Raw genomic sequence first — 10,364 nt, forward strand, 5'->3', positions numbered from 1 at the left:
GTCCCGGGCCCGCCCCGGCCGCCCGACCACGCCGGCTCCGGTACACCGAGGACGACCGTCGCCGGGCCGGCAAGCGCTCCCGCCGCGAGCTCGCTGCCGGGTACGACCGCCGCCGCACCGCAGGGCTCCTCGAAGGCGTCGGCCTCACGCCGATCGTGCCGGCGCCGTCACACGGCCGGATCACGGCGCCGTCCTGTGCCGGGCGCGGCCGGAAGCACGCCACCACCCGTTGCCCGCCCGGTGTTCGGCCGAGCGGCACCGCGTCACACCGAGGTCCGCGTCATGACTCGCCCCGACCGGCGTTGCCGGGGGCACGGAGGATCTCATCGGCCGCCGAGTGGTCACCCAGCCCGTGCAGTATCTCGGCGAGGAGGTGACGGGCGAGGACGAGCTCCTGACCGAACGTGGCCGGTGCCCGCCGCACGAGCTGCTCGTAGAGCTCCGCCGCTTCCCGGGCGAGGCCGAGCGCCAGGGAGAGGTCCGCGCCCGCCGCGCTACGGATACCGGCGTTCGCCACGAGGACGGCGGCCAAGGCGGGAGGCTCCGCGATCCCGGCCTCCACCAGCGCTCGTACGAGCTCGGTCGCGTCCGTCGTGTGGGCCAGGGCCGATGCGAACTCCCCGAGCCGGGCTTCGGCGAGCGAGGCCAGGTGCAGTGCGTTCGCCAGCTCGTGCGCGTACAGGTCCGGGGCGGTCCCGGCGAGACTCCGGTACTGTCCGACGGCCTCGGTGAGCAGGTCGCGGGCTTTCGCCGACTGCCCCTCGGCGAGACACCGGTCCGCATGGCGGACCAGGAGGGCGGCCGCCACGGCGTACGCGTCGTCGGGGGAGACCGACACGTGGTCGGCCCCCTGCCGGAGGGCGGCCCGTCGGAATTCGGCAGGGAACGAGGTGTCGTCGAGATCGTCCTGGAGCCGTCGGCTGGACCGAAGGGGTTCGGCGAACCGGGACCGCCGCACACCGGCCAGGTCGGAGTAGGTCTCGATGGCTTCGGCCACGGCGTCGGCGGCACGGCCGGTGTCGGTCCTGAGCGTCTCGCGGACCGCGGCGTACCGGTGCAGGCTCTCGGCCAGACCCGGTCGGTGCGCGGCCGGATCGGCCGCGACGAGCCGTCGGTGGACCGTCACCGACTCGGCGGTCACGGTGAGGGCCTCCTCGGCCCGGTCCATCCGCAGGAGCATCACGCCGAGATTGCCCAACGCGGCGCCGAGGGCCGCCTCGGCGTCGTGCGGGGCCCGGCCCCCACTCAGCGGCCGGCAGACGCCGATGGCTTCCTCGGTGACGTCCACGGCCTCCTGCCGCCGCCCCAGTTTCCACAGTTGGCCCCCCTGGTTGGTCAGCAGCCGCGCGAGTGCCGGCCCGTACGCGGCCGAATCGACCGAGGCCCACACGCGGTACGCCTCGACCGCCGATGTGGTGTTCGCCAGCGCCTCTTCGTACCGTCCCAGCGCGGCCTGGGAGTCCCCGAGCCCACCTAGGGCGATCAACAGCCCGTAGGCCTGCTCCAGCGAGTAGCCGGCGGGGTCGAGCCGCCGGTAGATCGCGACGGCTTCCTGGTATTCGACCACCGCCTGGAAATGGAGGTCCGCGGAGGCCAGCCTGGCACCGAGTTCGGTGCGCAGCCGGGCGTGTGCGGCGGCGTCGTCCGTGCGGGCCAGCCGGTCTTCCGTGAGGCGCCGGGCGAACGCGGCGATGCCGACGTCGAGTTCGATGTCGGGGCCGAGGGGGAGGTGGCTGCCGATCGCTTCCAGCAGGGCGCTGTCGAGGACGTCCGGTTCGGACAGCGCGATCAGCACGTTGTTGCCGCCGCGCAGGGCGAGCCAGGGACGTTCGCGCAGCATCTGGTACAGCCGCCCGGCCATGTGGGGCCAGCGGCGCGAAGTCTCGACCAGGACGGTCAGGGCCGCCGGGACCCAGGGGGGTGCCGGGTCCTCCGGCGCACCGGACAGCAGCTCCGCCACCGCCTCGTCCGCCCACGGATCGGCCGGGTACCCACAGGTGTGCCCGGGCGTGGAGAGCGCGAGGAAGTCCTCGCCGAGGCGGTCCGGACGGAGCGGTTCGAGGACCGTGCCGTCGGCCGACGGGGGATAGCAGAAGGCGTGGTCGGTGAGGACCTGCCCGGGCTCGGCCGTGTGCACGCCGATCTCCCGCAGCGCCCGCAGTCCGGCCCGGTGGGGCAACGGGCCGGCGAGCGTCGCGGTGTAGACGGCCCGCGCCATGGTGTCGGGGCCGGTCGGGAACAAGCGGTCGAGGCCCCGGTGCAGCTCCTGCCAGTGATCGCGTTCGCGGGCGAGGAGGCAGGCGGAGACCTCGGTGGGCTCGGTGGGCGCGGTGGTCCCGTCGAGATGGGCGAGGACGGCGGTGAGTGCGGCCATGTGCACGCTGAGCACCGAGCCGTACGCCTCGTGCCGCAGGAGAGCCGCGGGCGGCGTCACCCCTTTCGGATCCGGCACGCCGAGCTGTTCCGCGAAGTCGGCGCGTGCCGCCGTGAACAGGCCCGGCCGGTCGGCAGGGTTCCGGGCGAGCGGTCCCAGCTCCTGCGCGTCCGCGGGTACCCCCGGATCCCGGTCGAGCCGGTACCGGAGGACCTGCCACCAGTGCCCGGCTGGCCGGGCGAGCAGGAGCACCCGGACGGGGGTGACGGAACCGCCGAGGTCCCTCAGCAGGGCCAGCAGATCGGAGGTGTCCCACCGCTCGGCGTAGTCGACCACCACCAGTGTGCCGAGGGCGCCCGCCACGGGGTGGACGGACTCCGCGGACGGCTCGGAGTGGTCCCGGCGGTGATGGGCGACCAGTACGTCCCACCCGTCGGCCGACCACAGCAGGGCGACCTGCGCGGCCAGCCGGGACTTGCCCTGACCGCCGGGCCCGTGCACCAACCGGACCGCCGTCCCGGGACAGGAGGCGTCGTCCCGCCAGTGGCGAAGGCGCTCCAGATCCGGTTCACGGCCGGTGAAACGCACCACTGAACGGTTCGAACGCAGCAGCAGGCTGGGACGCGAACGCGCTCGCTCGGGCGACAGGGCGGGCGGGTCGGCGGACCACCCCGTGAGACGGTACGGCGCCGGGCCCTCGTGGACGGTCATGTCCCGCAGGGACACGAAGGCGCGCCCGAACCCCGTCGCCGATGCCCTGACCGACGCCGGGGGACACCCGTCCCCCGTGGACGTGGAGGCGGGGGGAGACGCCGTGTGCGGACCTGTGCCGCGGGCGGGGCGTGGCGACGGCCGGGGGTTCCCGTCGCCCGAGGGGCCCTTGAGCCGGTGAGGATCCGACACCTCAACTCCTCCCGTGGAGCGGTTGCCCGCACGACGTCGCGGAAAGGCCGCCGAGCGGCCGGGACCTTCCGGTCGCCGCCCGCGGCGAGGCGACCGACCTCCCGCCACGCGGCTGTCGCGGGAACGGGGTGGGAACGACGGGTCTGCCGCGGCGGGCGACTGTCCACTCAGCGGTGGAAGCGCTGGTCGCCTCCCGAGACGTACAGCCGCGGCCTGCCGTGGGGGTGCGCGTCGGTCACGGTCGACGCCCCGCCGGCCTGCGCAGGGTTCCTCGCCACCGGAGTCGACGTCTCGTCCGGTGGCCGTCGCAGCCCGTCCGCCGGCATCGGTTCCTCACGGAGCAGTTCGTGGAGCCGCCATCGCCGACTCCCCGTCGACGCCTGCTCGGTCCCGGTGTCCCCCGTGTCCCGGGCGGACAGGACCCGGGCGCGAACGTCGGTGGGTTCTCCCCCGGCCGCGTCGGCTTCCGCCGGGCGCACCCGCCATGGTTTCACCGGACCCGCCGGGGCGTGTCGCCGGCCGTCCGTGGCCATCGCGCCGACCAGGGCGGACCCTGCCGTCACCACGATGGGATCCATCGCACCCTCCCCTTGCCCCTCCGGCAATCGCCGGTCAAGCGTAGGCATGCGCACACCGTCCCGGTACCTTTTCGGCGATTCGGGGGGAGCGTCGATACGTCTGGGTACGTTGCCCGCCGTCGGCGCGCGGGAGGCGCCGTGCGGCGCTCGCTGCCGTCCCGGGACCACATGTGCCCATGGGCGGACGGTGCCCGGGCCGTGCGCCTGAGGCTTCAGGACCGGCTGTGCGGCGCGGTGCCCGCCACCGCCCACACGGACTTGCCCGGATCTCCGGGGCGGTGATGACGACGGACCCGGTGCCGGAGTCCGCGGGCCCCCGCGGGTCCGGGCAGCGGCGCCGGGCCGGACGTGGAAGTCCCGCCGGGGACGCGCCCGTGCCGTACGGCGTCGGCGCACAGCCCGGCGGTGTCCGTGGGGTGAGAGGGCCCGTTCCTCGCCCGCACCGCTTCCCTCCCCACCGCGTTGCCTCCCTCCCCGCGTTCCCCCTGCTCACGCCTTGTTTCCCGGCCGACCGCACCGGCGGGCAACAGGAAACCCGTCGACCGCCGCCGGCAGCGGGGCAACTCTGGATCCGTCAGCAAGCGACGGCGGAGGGGGCGGAGTTCATGAGACGGGTACTCGTGTCCTTGTGCGCGGTCGTGGCGGTCGTCACGACCGGATGCGCAGACAGCGGTGACGCCGACGGCGGCCGGGCACCACAGGACCCGCGTCCGCGTCCCCGGGCACTGACCTGGCAGCAGGAACTGCGCGTCGCCGACGCGCAACAACGCCTGATCAAGCAGTGCATGAACCGCCAGGGATTCACCTACTGGGAGGACCGTGGCCTGACGCTCCAGGAGAGCCGCCCGGTGCGCTTCGTGCAGGACGACGTGGCCTGGGCCCGCACGCACGGTTACGGGGGACGTATCGAGGCGAAGAGCCTGCGGGTCCACGAGCGCAACCCCAACGGCACCTACCGGCAGGGCCTTTCCGCCACCCGGCGCGCCGCCTTCGACACCGCGCTGGACGGCGGCGACGACGCGAAGACGCTCCGGGCACCGCTGCCCGTCGGCGGAGAGGTCCGCAAACGCCTCGGCGGCTGCACGGAGGAGGCCGAACACACGCTCTACGGCGACCCGGCCGTCTGGTTCCGCACGAGCAAGACCGTCTCGGGACTCAACGCCCTGTACGGCGAGGAACTCATGAAGGACCGTCGGCTGACCTCCGCGATCAGGGCGTGGGCGCGGTGCATGAAGCAGGCGGGACAGCCGTACGAGGACCCCGGTGCGGCCCGCGAAGCCGTCCGCGTCCGCACCAGCCGGCTGGGCGCGGCACGCGCGGACGAGGCGTTCGCCGCCGAGCGGAGGACCGCCGTGGCGGACGCGACCTGCGCCCGCGGGACCTCCCTGCGTGCCGTGGCCACAGCACGGGAGACGCACTACCAGGACCGCCTGCGCGACCGGTTCGGCAAGGACATCGACACCTACCGGAACCTCGGCCGACAGGCCCACGACCGGGCGGTGCGCATCGTCCCGGAGCGCGACTGACCACGTCGCGCCCGGGCGGACACCGCCCCACGGCGCCGGTGCGCGCCGGGCATCCGGCCCGGCACACCGGCTCCGACGCACCAACAGGGAAACCAACGAGGGGAAACAGCATGCGCAAGTCCATCGTCACCGCAGCGGTCCTCGGGCTCGCCGCCCTGGGCCTCACCGCACCCGCCACCGCCGCGCAGGCGTCCGGGAACGCCGTCGCCGGCCCCGGCTGCGACAGCAAGTGGGGGCCGCGCAACGGCAACGTGTACGCCTGGGACGGCTTCGACTGCCAGGGCGCCCAGCTGGTGGCCACGCCGGGCAACAGCAGCAACTGGGGCTCCGCCAACGACAGGGCCTCGTCGGTCATGAACCGCGGATTCACCGGCAGCCTGTCGATCGTCGCGTTCTACTTCCTGGAGAACTACGAGGGAGGCCACGCCTGCCTCCAGCCGGGCGAGTTGTACGCCGACAACCTCTCCGACAACTTCTTCAACACCGGTCCGACGGTGAACGACAACATCAGGTCGCACCGGTGGGTGAACGGCGGCTGCGCGGTCAACCTGACCTGATCCGCCCGCCCGCCTGTCCGTCCGTCCGTCCGTCCGGCGACGAACGCCCGGAACCGCCCCGCGGTTCCGGGCGTTCGTGTTTTCGCCACATCGGGTGAAAGGTTTGGCTGCCCTTGTCAACCCGGCAGTAACCTGGGCTTCCACCGTCTCACGGCCGCACCGCATGGGGGAATCCGTGGGAGATCCGCAGCACGGGCATGAAGCAGACCACGGGATCGGGCGGGATCGGAACGCGCTGACCACGCACTCCTTCCCCGCCCGGTTGAGGCGACTCAGGCAGGCGCGCGGCCTGTCGCTGACCGACCTCGCACGGCAGACCCATTACAGCAAGGGCTACCTCAGCAAGATCGAGACCGGCACGAAACGGGCGACCGCCGACGTCGCCCGTATCTGCGACCGGGTACTGGGCGCCGAGGGGGAGTTGCTCAGGCTCGTCCAGGAGGGACCGCCCGCCGGCAGCGGGAGCGGCGCCGGGGCCGCCGATCCCGGGCGGCAGTCCGACGGGGCGTGTCCGTACCGCGGCCTGTCGGCGTTCACCCCGCAGGACGCGGACTGGTTCTTCGGCCGGGAGCACGCGACGGCCGCACTGGTGGAACGGGTCTTCGAACGGGTGGGAAGCGGCCCGCTGATGCTCGTCGCCCCCTCGGGGGCGGGCAAGTCGTCCCTGCTCAACGCCGGACTGGTGCCCGCCCTGCGGCGCGGCGACCTTCCCATGCCGGGCGCCGACCGGTGGCCGGTGGTGACGTTCACCCCCACCTCACGGCCCCTGGACGAACTCCTGGAACGCATCGCGAAAGCGGTGGGCGCAGACCTCGCCGTCACCGCCGAGGAGGCGCGCGGGAACCCCGACGCGGTGCCGGCCGCCGTACGCGCGAGGGTGGACGATCCGCCGGCGCCGCCCGGGGAACGCCGGCCCCCGCCCCGCCGGCCGGTGCTGATCGTCGACCAGTTCGAGGAACTCTTCACCCTCTGCGCGGACGAGGGCGAGCGGCGCTCCTTCGTCCGGGTGCTCCGCGCCCTGGCGGCCCCCCGGCCGGAGGAGAGCGGACACGGCCCCGCCGTCGTGGTGCTCGGCGTCCGGGCCGACTTCACCGGCCACTGCCTGGACCTTCCCGAACTGGCCCCGGTCCTCACCGACGGGCTGTTCGTGCTGCCGCCCATGTCCGTGACGGAACTGCGGGAATCCATCACCCGCCCGGCGGAACTCGCCGGACTGACCCTCCAGCCGGGACTGGTCCCCCTGCTCCTGCGCGACGCGGGACTGCGCGACGAGCAGGGCGGCCCACCGAGGGGCCCCGGGAGGGACGCCGGTGCCGGGGCCGACGTGACCCCCTCCGGCGTGCTCCCCCTCGTCTCCCACGCCCTGCTGGCCACCTGGCAGCGGCGCGAGGGGGCCGTGCTGACCGTCGCCGGGTACGAGCGGGCCGGCGGGATCCGGGGCGCGATCGCCCGGACCGCCGAGAGCGTCTTCGCCCGGCTGTACCCGGCCGAGCAGCGGACGATCCGCCGCGTCCTGTCCCGTCTGGTGTACGTCGCGGACGGCGGCGGGGCGACCCGCCGCCGGACGAGCGGGGCCGCCCTGATGGAGCAGTTCACCGACGCGGACGGCGCGGCCGCCGCGCTCGACGCCTTCGTACGGGCCCGGCTCGTCACCATGGACAGCGACACGGTCGAGATCACCCACGAGGCCCTGCTGCACGCTTGGCCACGGCTGCGGGACTGGATCCACGCCGACCGCGCCGGGCTGCTCCTCCACCAGCAACTCGCCCACGCCGCCGCCGAATGGGAGCGCGAGGGCCGGGACCCGTCCGCGCTGTACCGCGGCACCCGGCTGAGCACGGTGCTCTCCTGGGCCGACGAACTGGACGGCCGGCGCCGGCTCGGCCCCGGTGAGGAGGCGTTCCTCCGGGCGAGCCTGGCCGAGCAGGAGGGGTATGAGAGGCAGGCCAGACGCCAGGTCCGGCTCCGGCAGTCGATGCTCGCCACGCTCGCCGTCCTGCTGGGCCTCGCCCTGACCGCCGGCGGCATCGCCCACCAGCAGCGCGAGAGCGCCCTCGACCAGGAACGCGTCGCGCGTTCCCAGGCCCTCGCCGTGCGGTCCGCGTCGCTCGCCGGAGGCCGGCCGGAGGCGTCGATGCTGCTGGCCGGGGAGGCCTACCGGGCCCACACCACCGCCGAGGCGCGCGGCGCGCTGCTGAGCACGCAGTCCCAGCCCTTCTCCGACCGGCTGGGCGGTCACCGGGGGCCGGTCAACGCGGTGGTCTTCGCACCGGACGACCGGTCCCTGGCGACGGCCAGCTCCGACGGGACCGTCACCCTGCGACGGGTGTCGGACCGCCGTACGACCGCCACGTTCACCGTGTCCGGGCCCGTCCGCTCGATCGCCTTCAGCCCCGACGGCCGTACCCTCGCGGCGACGTCGACGCACGGGCCCGTGAGCCTGTGGGACATCGCCGGGCGCCGCAGGGAGGCCGTGCTCGCCGACAGCACGAAGGGTGCCCGGGCGCTGTCCTTCGACCCCCGCGGACACCGGCTCGCCGTCGCGACCGCACAGGGGCCGGTCCAGTTGTGGGACACCGCGCGCACACCCCGCCTCACCGCCTCCCTCCGCGGGCACGAGGGAGCGGTCAACGCCCTGGACCACACCCGCGACGGCCGGACCCTGGTCTCCGCCGGAGCCGACCGGACCGTACGACTGTGGGACACCGGCCGGACCCGGCCCCTCGCCGTGCTCAAGGGGCACGCCGACGAAGTGCTGGGCGTGGCGTTCTCCCCGGACGGCCGGGAGGTGGCCTCCGGAGGCGTCGACCGGACCGTACGGCTGTGGGACGTGCGCGGCGGTCGGCTCGACGCGACGCTCTCCGGGAGCAACGACGACATCAACGCCGTCGCGTACACGCACGACGGCGCCACGGTCGTCGGCGCGGTCGGCGACGGGACGACCAGGCTGTGGGACGTGCGCGGCGGCCGGCAGACCACCGTGCTCGCCGGCCACACCGACTACGTGATGGGGGCGGCCGTGACCTCCGACGGCACCCTGCTCGCCACAGCCGGTTTCGACCGGTCCGTGGTCCTGTGGAACCTCGGCGGCCCGGTGCTGACGGCCCGTCCGTTCACACAGGTCTGGCAGGCCCGGTACAGCCCCGACGGGCGGCTGCTGGCCACCGCCGACGCCGACCACACGGTACGCCTGTGGGAGGTGGGCCGGCGCCGGCTCCTGGCGACGCTCCGGGGACACACCGAGGCCGTCTTCTCGGTGTCCTTCGCACCCGACGGGCGGACCCTGGCGTCGGCGGGCTCCGACGGCACGATCCGGCTGTGGGACGTGACCGCACGGGAACCGCTGGCGACCCTGACCGGCCACACCGGGCAGGTCTTCTCCCTGGCCTTCGCCCCCGACGGCCGGAGTCTCGCCTCGGCCGGCGCCGACCGTACGGTGCGCCTGTGGAACGTGACGGAACGCGCGCCGCTGGCGACCCTGACCGGCCACCGGGACTTCGTCAACGCCGTCGCCTTCAGCCCCGACGGCCGGGCCCTGGCCAGCGCCGCCGACGACCTGACCGTACGGCTCTGGGACGTCTCCTCGCACCGCCCGCTCGGCACGCTGAAGGGCCACACCGGCGCGGTGCGCTGCGTGACCTTCACCCCTGACGGGCGGTCGCTGGCCAGCGGCGGCAACGACGGCACCGTACGGCTGTGGAACGTCCGCGAACGCCGCTCGGAGGCCGTCCTGACCGGTCACATCGGCTCCACCCGGGGCATCGCCTTCGCGCCCGACGGCCGCACGCTCGCCAGCAGCGGCAACGACCGTACGGTGCGCCTGTGGGACGTCGCCGGACGGCGCCCGTGGGCGACGCTGACGGGCCACACCGACGCGGTGTGGAGCGTGACCTTCGCTCCCGGCGGGGCCACGGTGGCCAGCGCCGGCACGGACGGCACCGTACGGCTGTGGGACCTCGACCCCGGGGCCCGGCTGGCGCGGATCTGCCGGCTGGGCGCGGGCATCGACGCGGACGCACGCGCGAAACTCCTGCCCGGTGTCCGCCTCACCGACGACCAGGCGGCCTGCGACGGGCGGGGCTGACGGCGGCTCACCTGATCACAGGGGGTTTCCCGGGTGTTTCCCGTTGCCCGTCGGAGGGAGGCGACACCCGGCTCCTCGACAAGCGCGAGGCGCGGTCAGCAAGCTCCTGTGCACCACCTCTTTCGACGACCACTTCTTTCGACGACCACGGGAAACGGGGGTCCTGGCATGCACCGCCGGACCGGTCTCATCCGCACACTGATCGCGTTACTGGCCTTCCTCCTCTGGGCGCCGGTGTCCGCCGCCGCCGCGAACACCCGGGCACCCGCGCAGCGTACGGCCGCCGACGCGTGCGGCGTCCTCGCCCCCGGGGCCTCCGCGGCGGCCGAGCGCGCGATCGCC

General features: G+C 74.4%; 5 protein-coding genes. 3 read left to right on the plus strand and 2 right to left on the minus strand.

All coding sequences use genetic code 11. From position 1 onward, the window contains the following. Positions 1-280: 280 nt before the first annotated feature. Together B7767_RS01340 and B7767_RS01345 are read right to left on the minus strand one after the other, a co-directional pair. Positions 281-2,962, minus strand: a complete 2,682-nt coding sequence (locus tag B7767_RS01340) for an ATP-binding protein (protein ID WP_218775765.1) — start codon at positions 2,960-2,962, stop codon at positions 281-283. Positions 2,963-3,444: 482 nt separating this feature from the next. Further along, complete coding sequence (locus tag B7767_RS01345; RefSeq protein ID WP_085570460.1) at positions 3,445-3,855, minus strand: hypothetical protein; 411 nt, start codon at positions 3,853-3,855, stop codon at positions 3,445-3,447. Between the two features lie 605 nt (positions 3,856-4,460). On the opposite strand from B7767_RS01345, the gene B7767_RS01350 reads away from it, so the two are divergent. The 3 genes from B7767_RS01350 (at position 4,461) to B7767_RS01360 (ending at position 10,022) form a co-directional block, all read left to right on the plus strand. Then, entirely contained in the window at positions 4,461-5,381 is a 921-nt protein-coding gene (locus B7767_RS01350; RefSeq protein WP_256923281.1) for a hypothetical protein, read from the plus strand. A gap of 110 nt (positions 5,382-5,491) precedes the next feature. Continuing rightward, entirely contained in the window at positions 5,492-5,938 is a 447-nt protein-coding gene (locus B7767_RS01355; protein ID WP_085570462.1) for a peptidase inhibitor family I36 protein, read from the plus strand. 175 nt (positions 5,939-6,113) lie between these two features. Continuing rightward, complete coding sequence (locus B7767_RS01360; protein ID WP_085570463.1) at positions 6,114-10,022, plus strand: helix-turn-helix domain-containing protein; 3,909 nt, start codon at positions 6,114-6,116, stop codon at positions 10,020-10,022. The last annotated feature ends 342 nt before the right edge of the window (positions 10,023-10,364 follow it).

The organism is Streptomyces sp. 13-12-16, assembly GCF_002114215.1.
GTDB lineage: Bacteria > Actinomycetota > Actinomycetes > Streptomycetales > Streptomycetaceae > Streptomyces.